Origin of the sequence: Kitasatospora sp. NPDC048722 (genome assembly GCF_040650235.1) — a bacterium.
In the GTDB taxonomy this organism is placed as follows: Bacteria; Actinomycetota; Actinomycetes; order Streptomycetales; family Streptomycetaceae; genus Kitasatospora.
The window spans coordinates 1-23,143 of sequence record NZ_JBEZGX010000051.1 but is presented as its reverse complement, the minus strand read 5'-3'; the positions used below and the strand labels follow the sequence as shown (position 1 = coordinate 23,143).

Here is a 23,143-nt window from a genome sequence, read left to right as displayed (position 1 = left end):
GTGGCGATCATTCCCTACTGCGGGTACGAGGTGTAGACGACGAAGTTGTCGGCGTGCTTCTTGACGTACTTCAGCCGGATGACCACCTTGCTGCCCGCCGCGGTGGGGACGATGTTGTTGCCGACCTTGGTGTAGATCGTGCCGAGTGATCCCGTGCCCCTGAGCTCCCAGTCGATCGGGAACAGATCGACGGCCGGATCGAAGAAGCTCTTGCTCGACTGGGCCTTGATCCACTTCTGCAGCTTGTCGGCGTTCTTCGGGGACCGCGCCAGCCACTGCTGGAACGCGTCCGCCACGGACTGGGCGGCCGTGGCCTGGTCGGTCCAGACGGTGGCGACCCCGTCCTTCGCGATCTTGTCCTCGATCTGTTGGGTGGTCAGGCCGACGTGCTCCGACAGGGTGTGGGCATTGGACAGGCTCCCGTCGCCCACGATGTCGATGCAGTTGTGGACGAGGACGTCCTGGCCGCTGTCGCCGCCGGGGCGCACGTAGAAGGTGTGGTCACCGCCGACGGTGAGGTCGTAGACCTGCTGCGGCGCGAGGCCGGTGCGGTCGTGCAGGGAGGTGATCGCCTGCGGCCGCCCGTCCGCGCCGCGCAGGCTGGTGCCGACGCGCAGGTTCGACGCGAGGGTCCAGCCGGCGCCGTCGACGTACAGGTTGTGGCCGGCGGTGGTGGACAGGGTGCTGCCGTCGGCGAGGCCGATGTCCACGAGCCGTTCGGTGTCGTGGGCGAACGTGGCGGTCACCGGCTGCCGGTGCAGGCCGCCGGTCGCAGGGTCCGCGGTCATGACCTGGTCGCCGGTGCGGACCTCGCTGATCGCCCGGTGCGACCCGTCGGCGAGCAGGACCTGGGTGCCGGCCGGGAAGCTGTTGACCGGACACGCCGTGCGGGCGGCCGTGGTGAACTCGGCTTCGGCTTCGAGCTGTTCCACCAGGGCCCGGTCGACGCTGGGGTCGTTGCGCAGGGCCTGGAGCGCGGCATCGGTTCCGGTGCCGTCCTTCAGGGCCTGCCGGAACTTGGCGACGTTGTCGGCGAGGGCGGTGAAGCTGCCGACGACCGTCTGGCTGTAGCCGTTGAGCGTCGCCTGGAGGGCGAGCTTGGCGTCCTCGATGCCGACTCCGGCCTCGATGGCGAAGCGCAGCGCGACGACGCCCTTGGCGGCGTCGACCAGCTTGCCGACGGGGATGAGGGACGCGGCGGCCCAGCCGCAGGAGGCGTTCAGGCCCGGGTTGTTGAAGCACTTGATGAAGTCACCGGCGACCATCTGCCACAGGATCTGACCCGCGACCACGTTCGGGTCGTACTTGGTCTTGTAGTCCTTGTACGTCAGGTCGACCGTGGTCTCGTACGGGACGCCGTCCACGTGCTGGGTGCTCAGGACGACGGTGTCCCAGGTCTGGTACTTGCCCTTGCACGCGTCGACGGTGAGTCCCGCCTCCGGGCAGGTGCGCATGACGTAGTCGACGGTGCCGGAGACCTTCGCGGTGAGTTTGACGCTGCAGACCAGGTCCCCCGCGGCGTTCTTGTGCCACGTGTCGGAACCGAAGAGCGACGACCACATGCCGCTCATGCTTCCGGGGTCGTCGGCCATGCACTTGGACATGTCCTCCTGGACGTTGTCCGGCTTCATGTCGTCGTGGGGCACGGTCTCGACGTAGTAGGCCCGTCCGCCGTCACCGCCGCTGCCGTCGACACCCTCGTTGCCGGCGGTTGCGGTCGCGGTCTGGGCGGCTGCCGCCTCCGCCTCCTGCTTCTTCCACACCGCGACCTGGGCGTCGGCCGCCGCCTTGGCGGCTTCGTCGGCGCTCTGCTTGGCGGCCGCGGCCGAGGCCTGGGCCTGGTCGGCCGCCGCCTTCGCGGTGGCCGCGTACTGGTGGGCCTGGGCGGCGTAGCTGGTGGCCGCCGCGGCCGAGAAGCCGGCGTTGCGCGCCGCCGTGTTGGCGGAGGCGGCGGAGGCCTGGGCCTGCTGGGCGTACTGCGCGGCCTGCTGGGCGCTGGCCTGGGCGGCCTGCGCGGACTGGGCGGCCTGGGCGGCGAAGCCCTGGGCCTGCTGGGCGGACTGGCCGGCCTGGTTGGCGTAGCCGGCGGCCTCGTTGGCGGCGCCGCGGGCGGTGGCGTAGGACTGGGCGGCCTGGGCGGCGTACTGGCGGGCCTGGGCGACCGAGCCGTCGATGGTGGCGAGGTAGGACTGGATGGTCGCCACGTGGGCGGCCGTGACGGCGTCGCGCTGCTGGGCCTTGAGGATCCCGGTCTGCAGGAACGGCACGAGGCCGTCGGCGGGGCCGGACAGGACGGCCTGGGCGGCCGCCTTGACCTCGGGACCGCCGGTGGCGATGGCCTGGGTGACCAGGACGCGGTTGTCGTCGTCGCGGGCCTTGAACTGGCCGACCGTCAGGAAGGCGCGGACGTCGTCGATGGTGCCGTCAAGTGCCTTGCCGGCCGCGGCCTTCACGCCGGGCCCGCCGTTGGCCATGATCTGGGAGAGCTGGACGCGGTCGTCGTCGTCCTTGCCCGGGTACTGGCCGGTGGCGAGGAACGCCCTCACCTGGTCCGGAGTTCCGGCGGCGGCGGTCTCGGCGGCGAGGCGCTTCTCCAGCTTGCCCGGAGTACGGGCGATCGCCATGACGCTGGTGCGGTCGTCGCGGTCGCGGGCGACGGAGAGGTTCGTCGTCAGGAACGCCTGGACGGCGGTGTCGTCGCCCTCCAGGGCGGTCTGGGCGGCGGCCTTGGTCCACGGGCCGCCGGCGTCCAGCAGCCGCAGCGCGGCCTGGCGGCCCTTGAGCACGGCCGTCTTCGGGTCGACGCCGGACGCGGTGGCGTCCTTGATCAGCTGGTCGGTGTCGGCGGCGAACTGGGTGGCCTTGCCGGCCTCCCAGGCAGAGGTCCTCGCCTTCAGGTCGGCGTCGCGCGAGGCCTGGTCGGCGGCGGCCATCTCGGTGGCCTGCTGCTCGTCCAGGCGCTCCTGGTCGGAGGCGCGGGCGATGTCGGTGATCTTGTGGGCCTGCTGGGCGGACTGCGCGGCCGAGTCGGCGGAGCTGGTGGCCGCGGTGGCGGCCGTGCCCGCGATGGTGGCCCAGCTCGCGGCCTCACCGGCGTGCTGGGCGGCCTCCGTCGCGGCGGTCGCTGCCGCCTCGGCGTGCGCGGCCGCGTCGTTGGCGGCGCGCTGCGCGTCACCGGCCGCTGCGGCCGCCTGGGCGGCGATCGCGACGGTGGCGTTCGCGGCCCGGGTGGCCTCCGCCGCCGCGGCCTTGGCGCGGGCGGCCGCGAGGCGGGCCTGGTTGGCGGCGGCGTCGGCGACACCGGTGTAGGTGGCGGCGTCGGCGGCGGCCTGGGCGGCGGCAGCGGCGTTGGCACCGGCGGAGGCGGCGGCCTGGGCGGCCGCGCCGGCCTGGGTCGCGGCGACGCCGGCCCACTGGCTGGCCTCGGCGGCCGTGCGCGCGTTGACGGCGGCGTCTCGCGCGACACCCGCGGCCTTGTTGGCGGCGTCGGCCTTGCCCGCGTCGCTGCCGGCGGCGGCCGCGGCGGCCAGTGCCTGGGACGCGGCGTTGCCGGCCTTGGTCGCGGCGGAGGCCGCGTTGGCGGCGGCGTTGGCGGCCTGCCGGGCCGCCTCGTTGGCGGCCTTCGCCGCCGTGGAGGCGGTCTGCGCGGCGGTGGCGGCGCGCGAGGCGGCGTCGGCCGCGCGTCCGGCGGCGTTGGAGGCGTCGCCTGCGGAGTTCTGCGCGGCCTTGGTCTCGGCCGCGGCCCGCTCGGCCGCGTCCTTCGCCAGCTTGGTCGCGTCCAGCGCCTTGCCCGCCGCGTCCTTGGCCGTCTGGGCCTGCTGGCCGGCCTGGTCGGAGGCGGTCTTCGTCAGGTCGGCCAGCTGGGCGACCGTCAGCGTCTCCTGGTCGTGCGCGGCCGCGGTCTGGTAGCCGTACTGCAGGAACTGCTGGACGTCGTCCATCGAACCGTTGAGCGCGGTGTTGGCGGCCTTCTTCACCTCGTCCCCGCCCGAGGCCATCAGCTGCGACAGGTGGACGCGGTCGTCGTCGTCCCGGGCCTTGAACTGGCCCACGTTCAGGAACTGGTTGACGTCGTTCAGGCTGCCGTCCATGGCCTTGGCGGCAGCGGCCCGCACACCCGGCCCGCCGGCGGCCATGAGCTGGGAGACCTTCACCCGCTGGTCGTCCTCGTAGGCCTTCTTGAGACCGTTGTCGAGGAAGGCCTGCAGATCAGCCGCAGACCCTGCGAGCGCGGTCATTCCGGCCGCGCGGACGCCGGGGCCCGAGCCGGAGACCAGCTCCTCGATCTTGGCCCGCAGGTCCTGGTCGGCGGCGGTGGCCTGGCCCTTGGCCAGGAAGGCCGCCAGGTCGTCACCGGTGCCGGTCAGCGCCGTCTCGGCGGCGCGGCGCACGGCCGGCCCGCCGGCCTGCCAGGCCGCGACGACCTTGACCCGGTCGGGGTTCGCCGCGGTGGCGGGCGTGGTGTCGGCCGTCGCCGGTATCGCGAGCAGCCCGGTCAGCAGGCTGCCCGCCACGAACCCGGCCGCGAGGCGCGACCGGGCCCGTGAGGTCAATGACAGTTTCAACGAATGTCCCAATCCGTACGTGAATCGCAGTGACGGCCGCAGGCGTCCGCAATCCACGCCGGCGGCCCTGGAATTGGTGCGGGTGAAACCGGCGGCGGGGCGGGCATCCGCTGCCCGCCCCGCCGCTGTCCGCCGTCAGGCGCCGGACACGAACTTCTCGTTGCCCGCGCCGGGGACGCAGTCGAACAGGATGATCGGGTTGTTGTTGTCCCAGACCGGTCCCGCGCCCGCCACGTTGAGGCAGCGGCCGCTGGCCGGGTTGAGGAACTGGCCGTCGGCGGTCACCCGGAACTGCTCGTTGGCCGCGCCGGGCACGCAGTCCCACAGCACGATCGGGGTGCTGTTGGCCCAGGTCGGGCCCGCGCCGGAGACGTTGAGGCAGCGGTTGCTGGCCGGGTTGAACAGCTGGCCCGAAGCGGTCAGCTGGAACTGCTCGTTGGCCTGGCCCGCGACGCAGTCCCACAGCACGATCGGGTTGCTGTTGCCCCAGGTCGGGCCCGCGCCCCAGACGTTGACGCAGCGGCCGCTGGCCGGGTTGAGCAGCGTGGCGGTCGGGCCGGCGGCCTGCTTGTCGGCGGAGGCGAGGGCGAACGTCTCGTTGGCGGCGCCCGGCACGCAGTCGAACAGGATGATCGGGGTGCTGTTGGCCCAGGTCGGGCCCGCGCCGGAGACGTTGAGGCAGCGGTGGCTGGCCGGGTTGAACAGCTGGCCCGAAGCGGTCAGCTGGAACTGCTCGTTGCCCGCGCCCGCGACGCAGTCCCACAGGATGATCGGGGTGCTGTTGGCCCAGGTCGGGCCCGCGCCGGAGACGTTGAGGCAGCGGTTGCTCGCCGGGTTGAACAGCTGGCCCGAAGCGGTCAGCTGGTACGCCTCGTTGCCGGCACCCGGCACGCAGTCGAACAGGATGATCGGGTTGCTGTTCGTCCACGGGCCCGCGCCGGACACGTTGACGCAGCGGCCGCTGCCCGGGTTGACGATCTGGTAGGAGCGGTTGACCAGGCCGCCGATCCAGGAGGCGAGGTCGTCGACGCGGGCCTCGGAGGCGCCGGTGCGGGTCTCGGCCGCGTCGGTGCCCAGGCAGCCGCCCTGCCAGGCGCGGCTGGTGACGGCGGCGATCGCCGGCTTGCCGTTCTCGGTGCGCAGCGCCGGAGCGCCGGAGTCGCCCTTGCAGACGGTGTCGGCCGCGGTCGTGGCGGCCAGGTCGGCGCCGGCGGCCGAGACCGCGGAGACGGTGAGCGCGGCGCTGTGCTGCGCGTTCGGCACCCAGGCGCTCGCGGTGCGGCCGTAGCCGGCCACCGTCAGCGCCTCACCGGCCGCCGGCGCGGTGGTGGACACCGCGAGCGGGGTGACGTCGTAGACCGGCACGGCCAGGCGGGCCATCACCAGGTCGCGGTCGGTGCGCGGGGCGAACTCGGTGACCTCGACCGTGTGGCCGCCGACGGCCGCGGTGGTGCGGGTGCGCGGCAGACCGGTCGGGGCGGTGGTGGGGTCGGCCGGGTTGCCGGCGACGCAGGCGGCCGCCGACAGCACCCACTGCGGGGCGACCAGGGTCGCGGTGCAGGCGCGCGAGCCGGGGTGGCCGGCCTGGCCGACCGTCAGCGTCCCGACCGCCGGGTATGTGCCGGCGGGGGCCGTCGTGACCGGGCCGTCGGTGGCGTTGAGCTCCAGCAGCGTCGTCGAGCCGCTGGTGCCGCCCTCGCCGACCGGCGTCCAGTCGTTCTTGTTGACGTCGACGCTCGTGACCGTGCCCGCCGTGTTCAGCGTGGCCTTGATCGTGTGGTCGTCGCCGCGGATGTTGTAGACCTGCGGGATCTCCAGCGACAGGTACCCGGTGGACCCGGTGATCCTGAAACAGACCTCACTGGGGTTGGCCGCCCGGCTGTACAGCTGCACCAGGCCCGGACCCGAGGCGCAGTCGGCGAGCACGATGTGCCCGTCGCCCGCCTTGAGGGTCACGTTGTGGTCCGCCAGGACCTTCGCGGCGCCCGGGTAGGAGTAGTCCTCCACCACCACCGGTGCGACGGCCTCCGCAGCCGAGGCCGTCACCACCGGCACCGACCCGGCGATCACCGGTATCGCCACCATCAGGCCCATGGGCCAGGCCAGTCTTCGAATTCCGCGTATGACGCGATTCCCGTGCACAAACTCTCCCGAAAAGGACATGCCGTCGGGAGGTGCCAACACCCCCCAGAGCCGGCAAAGAAAAGACCAGCCGGACGGTATCGGTTCACATCCGTGCACGTCAAAGAGTAAATCCGCACCTGTGCGGCACAATCTGATGCTTCTTTGCACAAAAACTCCAGGACGTGTCCCGGTCTCCGGAGAACACCGCCGGACGCCCGCGGATCATCCCGGTGAACTCCGCGCGCGGCTGTCATCCTGAGGGCCATGGACCCCGTCACCGCAGTCCTCGCCCGCACCTGGCCCGTCACACTGCACACCCCCCGCCTCGTGCTGCGCCCGGTCGCCCCCGGGGACGCCCCGGTCATGGGCGAGCTGCTGACCGACCCGCAGGTCCGCGCCTTCCTGGGCGGCCCCGCCTCCGCCGAACGGGTCGAAGCCCGGCGGCGCGAGTACCCGGCGAAACCGGGCGCGTGGGCGGTCGCGCCCGTGGCCGGCGGCGCGGCGATCGGCCTGGTCACCCTCGCCGCCGACTACCGCCGCGAGGGCCGGGCCGAGGTCTCCTACCAGTTGCTGCCCGCCGCCTGGGGCAGCGGTCTCGGCCGGGAGGCGGTCGCCGCCGCCCTCGCCTGGTGGGCGCGGACGGTACCGGACGGCACCCCGGTGATCGCCGTCACCCAGCAGGCCAACCACCGCTCCCGCCGCCTCCTGGCGGCGCTGGGCCTGCAACTCGCCGACACCTTCGTGGAGTTCGGCGAACCCCAGTGCCTCTACACGACCTGACCGCGCCGGCCCGCGGACCGGCGCGCACGGGTGCAGGACGACACCGCCGTCCCGGCCCGCCGGGCCGGGGCGGCCCTCACGGTGCGCAGCAGCCCTCCCGCCGCAGCGCCTCGCCGACCGCGAGCCAGTCCACACCCGGAGCCGCCGCGACAGCGGACCGCCGCGCCCCCTGCCCGCCGCCGTCCACCAGGTCCGAGGGCCGGTACACCACCCCGTCGCGCATCACCCACGCCGTGCGCACCAGGTCCGCGAAGTCGTGCAGCGGGTCCCCGTCCACCACCAGCAGGTCCGCCAGCTTGCCCTCCTCCACCGTGCCGAGGTCGTCCGCCACACCCCACAGCCGCGCCGGCGCGGCCGTGGCCGTGCGCAGCGCCTGAGCCGGCGTCAGCCCCGCGTAGTGGTGCAGCGCCCGCAGCCCCAGGTGCACCTGCAGGCCGATCGGGGTGAGCGGCGCGTCGGTGCCCATCGCCAGCGCTCCGCCGTCGTCCAGGATCCGCCGGTAGACGGCCATCTCCCGCTGCAAGGCGCGCAGTTGGTCCGGCGTGGGCGCGCTCTTCGCCTGCTGGCGCACCACCGCCGCGTCCCACGGCGGCATCAGCGCCGTCACCCGGGGGTCATCGGCCAGCGAAGGGTCCGCGCCCACCAGGCACAACGCCGAGAACGGCGTGATGATGATCGCGAAGTCCCCGCCCCGGTAGATCTCGTGGACGTCCTGGTAGCTGCGCCCGGTCGGCGAGGACACCCGCCCGTACTCCTGGCGCTGGGTGGCCTGCAGGTGCGTCGTCAGGTCCTGCCCCACCTGCACCCCGGGCGTCAGCAGGTGGCTGCCCGAGGGCACCCCGAGCTCGTGCGCCGCCCGCGCCGCCTCGGCCATCGTCGAAGCAGGCGCCCGCACGTACGTCTTGACGAAGTCGTACTCCAGCGCCGCCGCCCGCTCCATGCTGCGCCGCACCCCCTCGGCGGTGCGGTGGGCGCGGCCCATGCTGTAGGCGACACGGGCGCCGTCGTGCAGTTCACCGGTGCTCAGGAACCGCGGCCCGGTCATCTCCCCGGCGTCGACGGACTCGCGCAGACGCGCCTGCTCGTAGGCGAAGCCGCCCAGCGAGGCGGTGCCGGTCACCCCGTAGGCGAGGTCGAGGCGCAACTGCCGCCCGCCGTAGGTGTTCTGGTACGGGTGGGTGTGGGAGTCCCACAGGCCCGGCAGCACGGTGCAGCCGGTGGCGTCGACCAGCCGCTCCCCGGCGCGGCGCGCCCCCTGGCGGTGCGGCTCGACGGAGGTGACGCGGTTGCCGGTGACGACGATGTCGACGTCCTCGCGCACCCCCTCGCCGGTGCCGTCCCACAGCCGCCCGGCGTGGATGCGGGTGACGTCCGAGCGCGCCGGCAGGCTGCGGGCGGTGCGCAGCGTGAGCGCGACGGTGCTCGCACCGCCGCCGTCGCGCCCGATCAGCCGCAGCCGCCGGCCCGACAGGTACAGCAGCCGCTGGGAGTCGCCCGACCAGGACGGGTGGTCGGCCGCCTCGTCGGTCAGCCGCCGCGCCTCGCCCGCCGGCGTGCCGTCCGTGCCCACCGGCAGCACCCACAGCGCCGAGTCCACGACCAGCGCCAGGTGCCCGCCGTCCGGCGACCACACCGGGCCGCTGTCGCACCGGTCGGCCACCGAGGTGTCCGGCAGCGGCAGGTAGGCCTTCGCGCTGCCGTCGCGGGTGTCGATCACGCGCACCACGTTGTAGCCCTCGCGGAAGCGGTGATTGAGCCGGTTGCGGTCGCACAGCGCGATGTAGCGCCCGTCCGGTGACCAACTCGGGCGCCCGGGAAGGCCGTTGCCGCCCAGCGGTGCCGCCAGCCTGGTCTCGGCGCCGCTCGCGAGGTCGACGATCAGCAGGGTGCCGGTGACGTCCTGACAGGCCAGGCGGGTGCCGTCGGGCGACAGCGCCGGGTTGAACCGCCCGCCGCGCGCCACGACCGTGTCCGCCCCGCCGTCCAGCACCAGCCGGTGCACGGCCCCCAGGCCGTCGCCGCCCGCGTCGCCGTCCGTGGGACCGTCGTACACGTACACCACGCTGCGCCCGTCTCGGCTCCAGGAGGGCATCTGCACGTAGTGGGCGGGGGAGGCCTGGAAGAGCTTGCGGGGCCGTCCGCCGATCGGCGCCAGCCACAGGGCGTTGAGCGCGCAGAAGACGACGGAGCGGCCGTCGGGGGAGAGCGCGGGCAGGTGGACGCCGCGCACGTCGCGCTCGTCGGTGGAGCCGAAGTCGCGGGTCTTGCGGCGGTAGCGGGGCCGCGGCACGTCCAGGCGGGCGGTGAACGGGATCTCCTTCGCGCCGTCCAGGGCGGGGGAGCGCTCGGTGAGGCGGCCGTCGGCGAAGTAGACGAGCCCGCCCTCGGGCGTCCAGCTCGGCGGCAGCGGCGCGACGTCCTCGGCACCGGAGACCGCCTGGCCGTCGACGGCCAGCGACGAGCTCGCGACCTGGTAGGAGGCCGAGACCTCGCCGAACCGCACGTACGCCACGCGGCCGTCGCGCGAGACGGCCGGGCAGGCGACGGCGCCGCTGTCCACGGTGCGCTGCACGCTCACCGGGCCGCCGGCGGCCGGGACGGCGGCGATGGTGCGCGCGCCGGCGGCGTCGGCGCGCACGAACAGGACCCGGTCGCCGTCCGGGTGCCAGGCGGGGTCGTAGTCCTCGACGTCGGCCCGGTCGGTCAGGCGGGTCAGCCGTCCGGTGGTGACCTCCACGGTCCAGATGTCGTACGAGCTGCCGGCCACCGCGTCGCCGCCGCGCTCGGAGGAGAACGCGAGGAAACGGCCGTCGGGGGACCACGCGGCGCCGCGGTCGTCCCACGGACCGGAGGTCAGCTGCCGCAGGTTCGACCCGTCGGGGGCCATCGTCCACAGGTGGAAGCCGCCGCCCTGGTAGGCGCAGAACGCGACCGCCGAGCCGTCGGGGGACCACGCCGGGCGCGTCGGCTCCAGCCCGGGGGCGGTGAGCGCGCTCGCCTCGCCGCCGCCGCGCGCCAGCGCCCACAGGACGCCCTGGACCTCGATGACCAGGCGCTGTCCGTCGGGGGAGACGGCAGCGGAGGCGTTGGTGCCCGCGGTGAACGCCAGTGTCCGCGACCGGCGGCCCTCCTCGGCGTCGCCCGCCGCCGCGGCGGGCGGTGCGAGGGGCCCGAGCGCGGCCCCGGCGCCCGCGAGCGCGGCCGCCCCGATGAACCCCCGCCGACTGACGTTCGACACGTTCTCTCCCTCGTCGCACCCGAACGGACACTCCCGGCACCGGCCCCGGCTTCTCGCACCCCACCCGGGCCGGAGCCCCGACGTTACCCGCCCGAATGTCGACGTACCGTCAAAACCCGCTTCACCGCGAACATTTCACGGCACCGGCCGGCCTCGCCTGCCGCCGGGCGCATCGACCGGCAGGGCCTGGCCCGGGCGGGACCTCGGGCTGTGTGGACCGTGCGATCGTTTTCGGTCAGACGTGAAGATCCTTTGGTGAGGATCTATCGACGGTGTGATCACCGCCGCTAGGGTGCGGCACATCCCCGTTGTTACCCCCCCGTGCCGCACCGACGGCCCGGGGGACGACCGATCGGAACGGTGTCGCCGTGACCAGGACCCCCCGCCAGTTGACGACCCGCCTGGGAAGGGCGGCCGCGACGGTCGCCGTGCTCGCGGCCGCCCTCACCGGCACGACCGCCGCCGGCACGGCCTCCGCGGCCGGCGGCTGGAGCTGCTCCGGGGCGCCCGTCCCGGCCGGCTACGTCATCACCATGTACAACAGCAGCGGCTGCAACAACCACGGTTCCTGGTACCAGCAGCCCGCCCAGAACCGGCTGTGGACCTGCTCCGGTTCGCCGATCGTCTCCGGCTACGTGCTGACGGGCTACAACCCGCAGGGCTGCAGCGGCGTCGGCGCCTGGTTCCACGAGCTGGTCCGCAATGGCGTCTGGACCTGCCCGTACTCGCCGATCCCGGCCGGCTACCGCAGCACCACCTACGACGCCCGCGGCTGCAACGGCCTGGGCGCCTGGCTCACCGTCAAGGCCTGACCCGGGCCCCGGCCGGCGGCGGCCGGGGCCCCGATCATGGCCCGGACCGGGGCCCGGCCGCCGCCGGCCACGACGCGGCGATCAACGCCTCCGCCCGCCTGGACGGCAGGCGCCCCGGGCGAGCCGGTCAGTCGATCTCGACGTGGTAGACCGTGCAGTCCGGCAGGTCCCCGCCGTCGTCCTGGCCGAAGCGGTGGGAGCCGGTCTGGCCGTGGCACTCGTAGTCGAACAGGCCCGAGTTGTGCCCCGACTGCCAGTGCCGCACCCCGTACGCCTTCTCGTACGACTCGCCGGAGTTCGCCCAGCACGTCCACTTGCCGCCCCCGTCGCGGGCGGCGAAGAACTGGGCCGGGCCGTCGCACGGCCAGGCGTCCGTCCGCACGGAGGACGGCTGGGCGGCGGCCGGCGCCGCCAGGGCGACCAGCGGGGCCGCGCCCGCGACGGCCAGGGCGACGACGGCGTGCAGGAACCTGCGCATGAGTGGTTCTCCCTCGCGTTCCAGGTGCTGGTGAGCGGCCCCCGTCGGGCCGCTCACCAGCACTCTAGGAACTAGCGGGCCCCACCGGTCCCTGACACCTGTCAGGAGCACGGCCGTGATTGACTGACCGTCAACAGCGGTGCCGAAACAGGGGGCGGAGAATGTCCGACGACCAGCGTGTCTACATCGTGACCGGCGGCGGGACCGGCATCGGCGCCGCCACCACCCGCCTGCTGCGCGCCGCCGGCCACCACGTGGTCGTCTCCGGCCGCCGGCCCGAGCCGCTGCGCCGCATCGCCGAGGAGACCGGAGCCCTCGCCCACCCCGCCGACACCGGCGACCCGGCCGCCGCCGACGCCCTCGTGGACGCCGCGCTGGCCGCCCACGGCCGCCTCGACGGACTCGTGCTCAACGCCGGCACCGGCGTCGGCGGCGCCGTCGGCGACCTCACCCCGGAGAGCTGGGAGGCCGTGATGCGCACGAACGTCACCGGCCCCTTCCTGCTCCAGCGCGCCGCCCTGCCGCACCTGTTGGAGACCCGCGGCGCCGTCGTCGCGGTCGCCTCCGTCTCCGCCCTGCGCAACGGCCGCGGCGACGCCGCCTACGCCACCTCCAAGGCCGCCCTCCTCCAGCTCTGCCGCTCCCTGGCCGTCGACTACGGCGGCCGCGGCCTGCGCGCCAACATCGTCTGCCCCAGCTGGATCCGCACCGACATGGCCGACCGCCGGATGACCCGCTTCGCCGCCGAGGCCGGCCTCGACACCCTCGACGAGGCCTACCGCGCCGCCACCCGGCTCCTCCCGGCCGCCCGCCCCGGCACCCCGCAGGAGGCCGCCGAAGCCGTCACCTGGCTCCTGTCGCCCGCCGCCTCCTTCGTCAACGGCGCCGTCCTCACCGTCGACGGCGGCGTCACCGCCGTCGACCCCGGCACCCTCGCCTTCGACTTCCACATCGAACCCCGCGCCCCGCACTCCTGATCGGCCGCCGGACGGGGCGGGGGAAGGGCGCGACCGCACCGGCACACCTGACCGGCCGTGGGGCCGGGCGGTCACGGTGTGGAGGCCGGGACGTCACCGCGGAGGATCATGCGGTGGACGCGCCGGAGGTCCGGGCCCGGGTGGACGGCCAGGTCGTCGCGCAGGCGGCGGCGGGTGCGGTCGAAGACGGCGAGGGCGTCGGCCTGGCGGCCGCTCAGGTAGAGGGCGTGCATCAGCATCGCGGCGACCGGCTCGTTGAGGGGCTGGGCCTCGGCGAGGGCGGACAGCTCGGCGACGGCCTCGCGGTGGCGGCCCAGCCGCAGTTGCCAGCCGAGTTTGCGCTGGGCCAGGGCGGTGCGGTGTTCGGTGAGCCGCAGGCGTTCCCGTTCGGCGAGCGGGCCGGGCTGGCCGGCCAGGGGCTCGCCGCGGAACAGGTCCAGGGCCCGGGTGCACAGGCGCACGGCCTCGGACAGGTCGCCCGCGCGTTCGGCGGTGCCGACCGCGGCCCGGAGGTCCTCCATGCGGGCGACGTCCACGGCGACCGTGCCGGGCACCAGCCGGTAGCCGTCGCGGTCGCTGGCGATCGCCGTGTGCGGTCCTTCGCCCGCGCGCAGGGCCTTGCGCAGGCGGTAGATGTAGACCGGCACGACCTTGGTGCCGGGCGGCTCCTCGCCCCAGACGCCGTCGAGGAGTTCGCGCTGGCTGACGGCTCGGCCCGGGCGCAGCGCGAGCGCGCTCAGGACGGCCTGCTGGCGCAGGTGCCCGAGGTCGAGGGGGCGGCCGTTGTGCCAGGCCCGCAGCGGTCCGAGCAGCGAGATCCGCAGCGGTGGTTCGGGCGTGCGGCGGGCACGGTCCGAGGGCGTCGGCCCGGTGGTGCGGCGGCGCGGGCCGTGGCCGGGGGAGACCAGACCGGAGTCGAAGGCGTGGACGACGGCCGCGGTGCGGTCGGGCAGCCCGAGCCGGGTGAGGAGCCGGGTGAGGAGCCCGGCCACGGCGCGCGGCGGGATGGCGAGGGCGGCGGCGATCTCGTCGTCCTTCAGGCCGCAGCCGACGGCGTAGAGCAGGTCGCGTTCGCGCGGCCCGAGCGCGGCGTCGACCGGGCGGGCGCTGGTCGTGGTGATGGAGATGGACGGTGTGATGCTCGGCATCGTGGCCCCCGGACACTGGATGTCTCTCTGCGGTGGATGCCGTCGATGCTGGTCCGGCCACCGGGCCGGGGACAGGCCAAGCCACCGGCCATATCCGGCCGGTGGCCGTGGTGGCCGTGGTGGCCGGTCACCCGTCACCGGCCACCCGCCGCGCCCTCCCGCTCACGGGGCGCCGAACACCACCACCGAGTTCTGGCCGCCGAAGCCGAAGTTCTGCTTCACGGCGACGTTGATCGGGGCCGACCGGCCGGCGAGCGGCGTGTAGTCGAGGTCGCAGTCGGGGTCGGGGTGTTCCAGGTTCGCCGTCGGCGGCACGTACTTGTCGCGGATGGCGAGCAGCACGCCGACGCTCTCCAGGACCCCGCACGCGCCGCAGGCGTGGCCGATGACGGACTTGGGCGCGGTGATCGCCAGGCATCGGGCGTGCGGACCGAAGGCGCGCTTGAGGGCGGCGGTCTCGGCCCGGTCGTTGAGCGGGGTCGACGTGCCGTGCGCGCTGACGAGGTCCACGGCGTCGGCCCCGACCCCGGCGTCGGCCAGGGCGAGGGTGATCGCCCGGGCCGCGACGGCGCCGTCCGGCCGGGGGGCCAGGGCGTGGTGGGCGTCGCAGGTGGTGGCGGCGCCGAGGACCTCCCCGTGGACGGTGGCGCCGCGGCGCAGCGCCGAGCGCTCCGACTCCAGGACGAGGACCGCGGCGCCCTCGGCGGGCACCATGCCGTCCCGGTCGCGGTCGAAGGGGCGGGAGGCGGCCGCGGCCTCGGCGGCGGGCCGCCGGGAGAGGGCGTCCAGGAGGGAGAAGGAGGCCAGGCACGGCAGGTCGAGCCAGCTCTCCACACCGCCGACCAGGACGACGTCGGCGGTGCCGTCGCGCACCGCGCGCAGGCCCGCGCCGATCGCGTCGGTGGAGGACGCGCAGGCGGTCGAGAGGGTGAGCACCGGGCCGGTGATGTCCAGTTCCTGGGCGACGAGCCCGGCGGCCTGGTTGGGCAGCAGGCGCAGCAGGCCGAGCCGGTCCATGCGCGACCAGCCCTCCCGGCGCAGGACCGTCACCTGACGGGCGGCCTCGTCGAGCCCGCCGCCGCCGGTGCCGACGTACAGGGCGCCGGGTGCCGTGCGCAGGCCCGCGTCCGCCCGGGCCTTGACGGCGGCGGCGAACAGCAGTTGCTGGAAGCGGGATGTGCGGCGGACCTGCGGGGCGGTCAGGTAGTCCCGGGGGTCGAAGCCGGTGACGACGCCGCCGACCTGGCAGGGCAGCGGTTGTTCGAGGTCCAGCGCCGAGACCGCGGGTTTCCCGGCGGCCAGAGCGGTCCACAGCGACTCGGGGGTGGGGCCCGCGCACGACTCGACGCCGATCCCGGTGACCAGGACGCGGTGGCGCACCGCCGGGGGCGTCACAGTGCCTCCGACGGCGCGCCGCCCCGAGCGCCGCTCAGCGCGTCGACCACGTCGCCGACGGTCTGCAGGTCGCCGATCCGGATACCGGTGTCCGCGAGCTCGACGCCGAATTCCCGCTCCAGGACGACGAGCAGTTCCAGAGCTTCCATGGAATCGAGGCCGAGCACCGGACGGCCGGGTTCGTCGGCGTAGAACAGAGCCGATTCCCGGGTGATGGAATCCGGGTTCCCACCCAGGTCCGGACGGATTTCGGAAATCGCCCGGACCACCACGGGCAGCACTTCGGTCATGATGAATTCCCTTCGTGATTCGCCGGTTTCGTGGGGTGTTTCAGGGCCGGACCGCGGAGAAGTACACGCAGCGCCGCGTGATCGTGAAAGGCGTGCGCTCGTACTGCTGCTCCAGCGCCTCGGCGAGCAGGCCGGCGGCGGTGTCCCGCTCGATCCCGGGCAGCGCGGCGGCAGCGAACATCGGGGTCGAGCACAGGGCGGTGAGGAAGCCCGGGCCGAGGGTGAACTCGCGCTCGGTGCGCTCCACCCCGGTGAAGCCGGCCGCGGCGAGGGCGGCCCGGTAGTCGCCGGCGCTGCGGCGCAGCCCCGGCGGGCGGCCGGCGACCGTGGCGGTGCGGGCCGGTGTCAGTCCGCGGGCCCGGGCGGTGCGGCGGGCCGCGCCGACCAGCTCGGCGTACAGCGGGAGGTCGGCGGCGCTCTCCGCGCCCGCGTAGAAGGCGGAGTTGAACACGAGGCGTCCGCCGGCGGCCAGCACCCGCCCGATCGCGGCGAGCGCCTCGCCGAGGTCCGGGACGAGGTGGACGCAGTTGGCGAGCACGACGGTGTCGAAGCCGCCGGCCGGGAACAGCCCGGCGACGGCGGCCGCGTCGCCCTCGACGAAGCGGGCCCGGTGGCCCAGGCGGGTGCGTGCCGCGTCGAGCAGGGCCGGGTCGGGGTCGACGCCGGTCAGTGACACGGCCGGGTCGCGCAGCAGCAGTTGCTCGCTCACCGCGCCGTCCCCGCAGCCGACGTCCAGGACGGCCGGCCCGGCACCGACCGGGACGAGGTCGAGCAGCGCGCGGTTCAGCCCGGCGTACTCCGGGTCGCGGCGCAGGGCGGCGTAGTCCGTGGACGGCCCGCTGTCCGTTCGTGTGCCCATGAATTGACTCCCCGTGAATTCGACGTCCCTCGCGACGTGCTTCCCGCGTTCTTTTCCGACGTACTTCCGACGTGCTTTGAATCCCTGCGGACGGCGCCGACGCTAGCAATCGCCGGGACCACCGACAAGCGATTCCCGCCCGGCCGGGCGGCCCCGGGACGCCCGGCCAGCGGAAACGGTTTCGTTTCATCCTCGCTTCATCGCCGCCGGATAGCTTCGGCGGCCCGCACGGAAAAGATCCCCGCAACCGGGCCCCGGAAGTCCGGGGGCTCTGCATTCGAGGCGCCGTCAGCACCGCGGGCGTCACAAGGAGAGCGTCAGTGGAATTCACAGAACTGGGCGACCGCACGACGCCCGCCGGCCGGCTGGTGTTCTGGACGCCGACCGCCCCCGCCTCGGCCTGGGCCGACGACCCGAGGGCGCCCGCACTCGTCCACGAGCACCACGTCCGCGCGGCAGCCGCCCGCGGCGCGCGGCAGGTGGACCCGGCGTGGATCGGCGTGTCCTTCCGCGTCGGCCCCACCGGCGGCGAACACCTCGCCCGCGCGTTCACCGCCTGGCTGCACGCCCACGAGCACCTGCGCAGCCACCTGGTGCCCACCCCCGCGGGCTGCGCGCGCCGCACACTGCCCGCGGGCGCCGTCGGGCTGCGCCGCGAGGAGGTCGGGGTGTTCGCCGACGGTGCTTCGGTGCGCCGGCAGATCGAGGCGTTCTTCGACCGCGTCGGCCCGCTGGCCTGGCCGCAGGTGCGCTTCGCGACGGTCGAGGACGTGGCGGCCCCGGGCGGGGTGACGGTGTTCGCGGGCGCCGACCACGGCGTCGCGGACGGCTTCACGCTCGCCATGATCCCCGGCCAGATCCGCGACCTGCTGGCCGGCGGCGCCGGGCATCCGACGGGCCCGACCTTCCTCGACTTCGGCGCCGAGGAGCCGGCCCTGGCCGAGCGGCTGCCCATGCGTCCCGAACACCTCGACCGCTGGCGGGCTTTGCTGCGCGGCGACGCCGGCGCGGCCCCCGCCTTCCCGCTGCCGCTGGGCGCCGGCGAGGCCCCGCACACGCAGCGCAGCACCGGGCGCTGGCTGCTCGACGCGCCGGCGGCCGCCCGCTTCGCCGCCGCCTGCCGCGCGGGCGGCGGCACCACGTCCGCGGGGCTGCTGTCCTGCCTCGCGCTCGCCGCGGCGAGGGTCGCGGGCGCCCGGCAACTGTCCGCGGTGGCGCTGGCCAACACCCGCCCCGACCCGTGGCGGGCGGCGCCGGGCTGGTTCGTGGGCCTTCAGCCGGTGCGGATCCCCACCGCCCCGGGGGCGACCTTCGCGGACACGCTCGGGCACGCCGCCGCCGAACTGCGCCGCCACCGCCCGGGCCCGGGCAGCTCGCTCGCGCACGTGCGCCGGATGCTGGGCCGGGAGATCCGCCCCCGGTTCGTCGTGTCGTACCTCGACGTGCGCCGGGTCGAGGGCACCCCGCCCGAGCAGGAGGACCGGATGCTGCGCAGCCGCGTCCACAGCCCGGGAGAGGTGTACGTGTGGCTGACCAGGAGCGAGCGGGGCGTGCACCTGACGACGCGTTTCCCCGACACGGCCGTGGCGCGCACGAACGTCGCCCGCTTCGAGCGGGCCGTCGCGCGGATCGCCGCCCGGACGGCCCTCGCTTCCCGGACCGCGCCCGCCCCCGCCGTCGTCCCCGTCCTCGTCCCCGCCCACTCCCCGGAGGAGATGCTGCCGTGCGGATGACCCAGATCCTCGACTGGCGGCCCGAGCCCGGGGAGGTGGTCGAGTTCGTGCCGGGCGCCGACCGCGCCCCCGAGCCGCACGACGTGCCGCCCTCCGGCTTCCAGCGCGCCCACCTCCGGATGGCCGCCGCCCGCCTCGCCGCCGGGCAGCGGCAGTCGCCCTGGGTGGCCCTGGCCTTCGACCTGCCCGGCCGGGCCGACCTCGGCGCGCTCGCCGGCGCCTGGCAGGAGCTGGTGCGCCGGCACGAGGCCTACCGCGCCTGGTACGAGCCTCGCGGCACCGATTTGGCGGGATTCCGCCTGCCGCCGCAGGCCCTCACCGTGCGCCCGGTGCGCGTCGGCGCCTTCGCCACCGCCGCGGACCTGCGCGACCACCTCCACCGCCGGATCGACGAGCACACCGCGCCCGGCCGCCCCGGCCCGGGCCTGCTCGCCGGAGTCGTCCTGCGGGAGACCACGTCCACCGTCTACGCCGCGATCGACCACGCCTACACCGACGGCCACTCCATGGCCCTGCTCTTCGACGAGCTGCGCACCCACTACGCCGCCGCCCGCGCCACCGCAGGCACCACCGCGGCGACCGCAGCCGCCACGCCGACCGGCCCGGCCGAGGCCGTCGGCTACCTGGAGTACAACCGCCGCGAGCACGAACGCTCCCTCGCCCTGGCCCCCGACGCCCCCGAACTCGCCCTCTGGTCCGCCTTCCTGGCCGCCGGCGACGACGGATCCGCCACCACCTCCGGAGGCTTCCGGGCCTTGTCCGGCTTCCCCGTCGACCTGGGCACCGACGGCCACGCACTCGTGCCCGGTGTCCGCCTCCACTACCCGATGCTCACCGGCGCCCAGGCCGAGGCGTTCCGGGCCCACTGCGCCCGCCACGGCGGCGGGTTCGCCGCCGGCGCCTTCGCCGCGCTGGCGCTCGCGCAGCGGGAGTTCACCGGCAACGACGTCTACCGCGTGCTCACGGCGGTGTCGACCAGGGCCTACCCGCGGCTGCTGCCCGTGCACGGCTGGCTGGTGAACTTCGGCCCGCTGCTCTTCCGGCTGCCCGCCGCGCCGGACCTCGCCGCGGCGATCCCCGCCGCCCAGCAGGGCTTCCAGCGCGCCCGCGCCGCCGGCGACGTGCCGCTGCACCGGGCGCTCGACCTGCTCCCCGGCGGGGCACTGCCCGTCATCCCGCCGATGGTCTCCTACCTGGACGGCCGCGGCGCGCCCGGTTCCCGCGACTTCCTGCGCACCGACGCGACACTGCTGACCGGCCCGGACGGCGCGGCAGGCGTCTCGATGTGGTTCAACTGGTTCCGCGACCGGGCCGACCTCGTGGTCACCGTGCCGGACACCCCGCAGGCCGCGCAGGGCGTGCCGAAGTACCTCGACCGCGTCCGGGAGATCGTCCTCACCGCAGCCACCCGCCCGGCCCCCTGACACGCCCGGCCCGTCGGCCCGGGCATCCCGTGCCGTCCCGCCCCACTTCGTCACTCCCGGTGGCGACGGCCGCTCCCCACTGGGGCGGCCGTCGCCACAGCGACCACGGAACGTCACCGCCATCACCTATTCGAGTGATTCGGGGCATTTCCTGTATCCATCCGTGACTAAGATCCACTTCCCGTGACCGAAAGTCAGAACACCCGCACGGCCCGGGAGACGGCCGACGTCGTCATCCTCGGCGCCGGACCCGCCGGCCTCACCCTCGCCAACCTCCTCCACGCCCGCGGCATCGACTGCGTCATCCTGGAACGCGCCGACCGCGCCCACGTCGAGACCCGCGCCCGCGCCGGCTTCCTCGCCGCCAACACCGTGCGCACACTCGACCGCCACGGCCTCGCCGACGGCCTCCACCGGCGCGGACAGCCCCACGGCACCTGCGAGTTCCGCACCGACGGCGGCAGCTTCCGCCTCGACTACGCCGGCCTCGGCCGCCGCGAGGCCCACACCGTCTACCCCCAGCAGGACCTGGTCACCGACCTGCTGGCGCACTACCTGGCCGCCGGCGGACGCATCCGCTTCAACACCGAGGCCCTCGCCGTCCACGGCGCCGACGGTCCCCGCCCCACCGTCGCCGCCCGCGACACCGACGCCGACGCCGACGCCGACGGTGACACCGTCCACTGGCAGGCCCGATACGTCGCCGGCTGCGACGGCCGCCACGGCGCCGCCCGCCGCTCGCTGCCCCCCGACACCCTCCGCCACCACCGCGACCACGGCATCTCCTGGCTCGGCTTGCTCGCCCAGGCCCCGCCCAGCCTCGACGCCGTCGGCTACGCCGTCCACCGCCGCGGCTTCGCCGGCCACATGGCCCGCACCCCCGAGGTCACCCGCTACTACCTCCAGTGCGAACGCGGCACCGACCCCCACGCCTGGTCCGACGAACGCATCTGGGACGAACTCGACACCCGCATGCGCAGCGCCGACCACCGCCCCCTGCACCGCGGCCCGATCATCCAGCGCACCGTCATCGACCTCGAATCCGACGTCATCGAACCCCTGCGCCACGGCTCGCTCCTCCTGGCCGGCGACGCCGCCAGCCTGCCAGCCCCCGCCGCCGCCAAGGGCGCCAACCTCGCCGTCCTGGAAGCCGAACTCCTCGCCGACGCCCTCACCGACACCCTCGCCCACGGCGACACCGGCGCCCTCGACCGCTACTCGCAGACCTGCCTGACCCACATATGGCGCGCCCAGGAGTTCTCGCACTGGATGATCCAGCTCCTGCACAGCCCGCCCGGACCGGACGGCGAATCGTTCTTCCACGAATCGATGCGGCGCTCACGCCTCGACTCGCTGCGCACCTCCCGCGCCTTCCAGGACTGGTTCGCCGAGAGCTACGTCGGCATCTGAGCCCACCGCAGCCGGACCACCCGTACGGGCGCACCCTCACGAGCACACCGGTACGACCCCCCCACCTGCACCCCGCACGAGCACACCCGCACGAGCACCGAACCAAGGACGCCCCCTCGATGACGACGACGCCCCCGGACGATGCGACCCGCCTGCACGCGACCGCCGACTTCGTCCGCCGGCAGGACACCGCCGCCCTCCTCCCGCTCCTGCTGCCCGGCCTCGACGGCCCGGAACTGCGCGCACTGGCCGACCACTGCCACTTCGCCCACGCCGCCCTGCTCCTCCTGCCGCCCGACGAGGCCACGCTGCGCGCCCAACTCGCCGCCTGCGCCCTGGATCCCGACACCCCGCAGCACCCCAGCGTCGTCGTCCGCGACCGCCTCGCCCACCGCCACGGCCTCGACCCCGCCGCCCTCGACGTGCGCATCCTGCGCCCGCCCGTCACCGGCCCCGGCGAGGAGCCCCGCCTCGTCGAGGTCTTCGCCCTCACCGTGCCGCCCGGCTCCGGCCTCGCCGACCTCGCCGCCCACGAACGCGCCCACGAACACGAGACCCACCTCGCCCTCGAGGTCAACCGCCCCGACCCGCTCGTCCTGCGCGGCCTGTGCGACCTCCTCGCCCGCCACGGCGCGGCCCCCGACGGCGGCGGCTACAACCCCCACGAGGACGGCACCGTCCTCTACTTCACCGCCCCCGCCGACGCCAGGACCGGCTACCGGCGCATCGAGCTCTACGTCCCCGGCGACCACCGCCCCACCCTCGCCGCCCACCTCCACGACTCCCGCGCCCACCAGCCCGCCGAAGCGCTCCTGCGCCTGATGACCGGTGCCTGGACGACCCAGGCCCTCGCCGTCAGCGCCGAACTGGGACTCCCCGACGCCCTCGACACCACCGCCGCCACCGCCACCGACACCCTCGCCCGCGCGATCGGCGCCCACCCGCAGAGCCTCACCACCCTCCTGCGCTACCTCGCCATGCTCGGCGCCGTCACCGAGACCCCCGACGGCTTCCGCCTCACCGAACTCGGCGCCCTGCTGCGCACCGACACCCCGGGCTCGATGCGCCCGCTGGCCCTGATGTACGGCGGGCCCTTCTACGAGTCCTTCGGCGGCCTCGCCCACACCGTGCGCACCGGGCAGACCGCCTTCGACCACCTCTTCGGCGAGAACCACTTCGACCACTTCGCCCGCGACCCCGAACTCGCCGAGCTCTTCGACCGCTCCATGGCGGCCAGTTCCCGCATGTTCGAGCCGGTTCCCGCCCACCCCGCCCTCACGGCCGCCGCCCAGGCGCCCGCCCCCGCGACCGTCGTCGACGTCGCCGGCGGCAACGGCGAACTCCTCGGCCGCATCCTGGCCGCCCACCCCCGCCTGCGCGGCGTCCTGCTGGAACGCCCGCACGCCGTCGAGGCCGCCCGCCGCCTGCTCGACGCGGCCGGCACCGGCGAGCGCTGCACCTACCGGGCGGGCGACTTCGCCGACGTCCCGGCCGGCGGCGACGTCTACGTCCTGTCCCGCGTGCTCCACGACTGGGAGGACGAGCGCTGCCGCGAGATCCTGCGCCACTGCGCCCGCGCGATGCCCGCCCACGCCGACCTGCTCATCATCGAACGCGTCCTGCCCGCCGACGGCTCGCCGTCCCTGGCGACCGCCTGGGACCTCCACATGATGTGCAACGTCGGCGGCCGCGAACGCCGCGCCGACCACTACGCCCACCTCCTGGCCGACGCCGGCCTCCACCTCGTCGGCCGGAGCCCCCTCCCGCTGGGCGCCACCGTCCTGCACGCCCGCAAGGCCGTGATCCCCGCCCCCGCCCACGAGCCCGTCCCCGAGCCGGTCACCACCGGCCGCTGACGACGCGCCGACGGTGCACCGCTCGCGAGCGGGGGACCCTGGGGGCGGGGGGGT

The 23,143-nt window shown here is 75.0% G+C and carries 15 protein-coding genes; 7 read left to right on the top strand and 8 right to left on the bottom strand.

Annotated features, from left to right (window positions below; genetic code table 11):
* Positions 1-14: 14 nt before the first annotated feature.
* On the bottom strand, positions 15-4,553 hold the full coding sequence (locus tag AB0C76_RS30795; RefSeq protein WP_359971872.1) for a polymorphic toxin-type HINT domain-containing protein: 4,539 nt from the start codon (positions 4,551-4,553) through the stop codon (positions 15-17).
* Between the two features lie 147 nt (positions 4,554-4,700).
* Complete coding sequence (locus AB0C76_RS30790; protein WP_359971870.1) at positions 4,701-6,659, bottom strand: ricin-type beta-trefoil lectin domain protein; 1,959 nt, start codon at positions 6,657-6,659, stop codon at positions 4,701-4,703.
* A gap of 294 nt (positions 6,660-6,953) precedes the next feature.
* On the opposite strand from AB0C76_RS30790, the gene AB0C76_RS30785 reads away from it, so the two are divergent.
* Entirely contained in the window at positions 6,954-7,469 is a 516-nt protein-coding gene (locus AB0C76_RS30785; protein ID WP_359971869.1) for a GNAT family N-acetyltransferase, read from the top strand.
* 76 nt (positions 7,470-7,545) lie between these two features.
* Here the strand turns inward: AB0C76_RS30785 and AB0C76_RS30780 are convergent, their stop codons facing one another.
* Positions 7,546-10,707, bottom strand: a complete 3,162-nt coding sequence (locus AB0C76_RS30780) for an amidohydrolase family protein (protein ID WP_359971867.1) — start codon at positions 10,705-10,707, stop codon at positions 7,546-7,548.
* A gap of 368 nt (positions 10,708-11,075) precedes the next feature.
* Here AB0C76_RS30780 and AB0C76_RS30775 point away from each other — a divergent pair, with 368 nt between their 5' ends.
* The gene (locus AB0C76_RS30775; protein WP_359971865.1) at positions 11,076-11,519 is read left to right on the top strand and encodes a hypothetical protein; all 444 of its coding nucleotides are present in this window, start codon (positions 11,076-11,078) and stop codon (positions 11,517-11,519) included.
* A 127-nt stretch (positions 11,520-11,646) separates the two neighbouring features.
* On the opposite strand, the gene AB0C76_RS30770 is transcribed toward AB0C76_RS30775, so the two are convergent.
* Positions 11,647-11,997: a hypothetical protein gene (locus AB0C76_RS30770; RefSeq protein ID WP_359971863.1), complete on the bottom strand. Its 351-nt coding sequence runs from the start codon at positions 11,995-11,997 to the stop codon at positions 11,647-11,649.
* Between the two features lie 161 nt (positions 11,998-12,158).
* Here AB0C76_RS30770 and AB0C76_RS30765 point away from each other — a divergent pair, with 161 nt between their 5' ends.
* On the top strand, positions 12,159-12,974 hold the full coding sequence (locus AB0C76_RS30765) for an SDR family oxidoreductase (protein ID WP_359971861.1): 816 nt from the start codon (positions 12,159-12,161) through the stop codon (positions 12,972-12,974).
* A gap of 71 nt (positions 12,975-13,045) precedes the next feature.
* Here AB0C76_RS30765 and AB0C76_RS30760 read toward each other — a convergent pair whose 3' ends face one another.
* The 4 genes from AB0C76_RS30760 to AB0C76_RS30745 all read right to left on the bottom strand — a co-directional run bounded on the left by AB0C76_RS30760 (position 13,046) and on the right by AB0C76_RS30745 (position 16,666).
* On the bottom strand, positions 13,046-14,122 hold the full coding sequence (locus tag AB0C76_RS30760) for an AfsR/SARP family transcriptional regulator (RefSeq protein WP_359971859.1): 1,077 nt from the start codon (positions 14,120-14,122) through the stop codon (positions 13,046-13,048).
* A 162-nt stretch (positions 14,123-14,284) separates the two neighbouring features.
* On the bottom strand, positions 14,285-15,517 hold the full coding sequence (locus AB0C76_RS30755; protein ID WP_359971857.1) for a beta-ketoacyl-[acyl-carrier-protein] synthase family protein: 1,233 nt from the start codon (positions 15,515-15,517) through the stop codon (positions 14,285-14,287).
* Positions 15,514-15,807: a phosphopantetheine-binding protein gene (locus AB0C76_RS30750; RefSeq protein WP_359971855.1), complete on the bottom strand. Its 294-nt coding sequence runs from the start codon at positions 15,805-15,807 to the stop codon at positions 15,514-15,516. Before AB0C76_RS30750 ends, AB0C76_RS30755 begins: the two co-directional genes overlap by 4 nt.
* A gap of 40 nt (positions 15,808-15,847) precedes the next feature.
* Positions 15,848-16,666 carry a class I SAM-dependent methyltransferase gene (locus tag AB0C76_RS30745; protein ID WP_359971853.1) on the bottom strand — a complete coding sequence of 273 codons (819 nt, stop codon included), beginning with the start codon at positions 16,664-16,666 and terminating at the stop codon, positions 15,848-15,850.
* Positions 16,667-16,986: 320 nt separating this feature from the next.
* Here AB0C76_RS30745 and AB0C76_RS30740 point away from each other — a divergent pair, with 320 nt between their 5' ends.
* The 4 genes from AB0C76_RS30740 to AB0C76_RS30725 all read left to right on the top strand — a co-directional run bounded on the left by AB0C76_RS30740 (position 16,987) and on the right by AB0C76_RS30725 (position 23,089).
* Positions 16,987-18,399: a hypothetical protein gene (locus AB0C76_RS30740; protein ID WP_359971851.1), complete on the top strand. Its 1,413-nt coding sequence runs from the start codon at positions 16,987-16,989 to the stop codon at positions 18,397-18,399.
* Positions 18,390-19,823, top strand: coding sequence for a hypothetical protein (locus AB0C76_RS30735; RefSeq protein ID WP_359971849.1), 1,434 nt, complete (start codon positions 18,390-18,392; stop codon positions 19,821-19,823). The genes AB0C76_RS30740 and AB0C76_RS30735 overlap by 10 nt, the downstream gene beginning before the upstream one ends.
* A 183-nt stretch (positions 19,824-20,006) precedes the next feature.
* Positions 20,007-21,233 carry a 4-hydroxybenzoate 3-monooxygenase gene (locus tag AB0C76_RS30730; protein ID WP_359971847.1) on the top strand — a complete coding sequence of 409 codons (1,227 nt, stop codon included), beginning with the start codon at positions 20,007-20,009 and terminating at the stop codon, positions 21,231-21,233.
* Positions 21,234-21,352: 119 nt separating this feature from the next.
* Positions 21,353-23,089, top strand: a complete 1,737-nt coding sequence (locus tag AB0C76_RS30725; RefSeq protein WP_359971845.1) for a methyltransferase — start codon at positions 21,353-21,355, stop codon at positions 23,087-23,089.
* Positions 23,090-23,143 lie beyond the last annotated feature (54 nt).

Bases quoted from the DNA above. Each gene is read 5' to 3' on its own strand.
- AB0C76_RS30790 (WP_359971870.1), bottom strand. From the start codon at position 6,659: ATGGGCCTGATGGTGGCGATACCGGTGATCGCCGGGTCGGTGCCGGTG.
- AB0C76_RS30785 (WP_359971869.1), top strand. From the start codon at position 6,954: ATGGACCCCGTCACCGCAGTCCTCGCCCGCACCTGGCCCGTCACACTG.
- AB0C76_RS30770 (WP_359971863.1), bottom strand. From the start codon at position 11,997: ATGCGCAGGTTCCTGCACGCCGTCGTCGCCCTGGCCGTCGCGGGCGCG.
- AB0C76_RS30765 (WP_359971861.1), top strand. From the start codon at position 12,159: ATGTCCGACGACCAGCGTGTCTACATCGTGACCGGCGGCGGGACCGGC.
- AB0C76_RS30760 (WP_359971859.1), bottom strand. From the start codon at position 14,122: ATGCCGAGCATCACACCGTCCATCTCCATCACCACGACCAGCGCCCGC.
- AB0C76_RS30750 (WP_359971855.1), bottom strand. From the start codon at position 15,807: ATGACCGAAGTGCTGCCCGTGGTGGTCCGGGCGATTTCCGAAATCCGT.
- AB0C76_RS30745 (WP_359971853.1), bottom strand. From the start codon at position 16,666: ATGGGCACACGAACGGACAGCGGGCCGTCCACGGACTACGCCGCCCTG.
- AB0C76_RS30725 (WP_359971845.1), top strand. From the start codon at position 21,353: ATGACGACGACGCCCCCGGACGATGCGACCCGCCTGCACGCGACCGCC.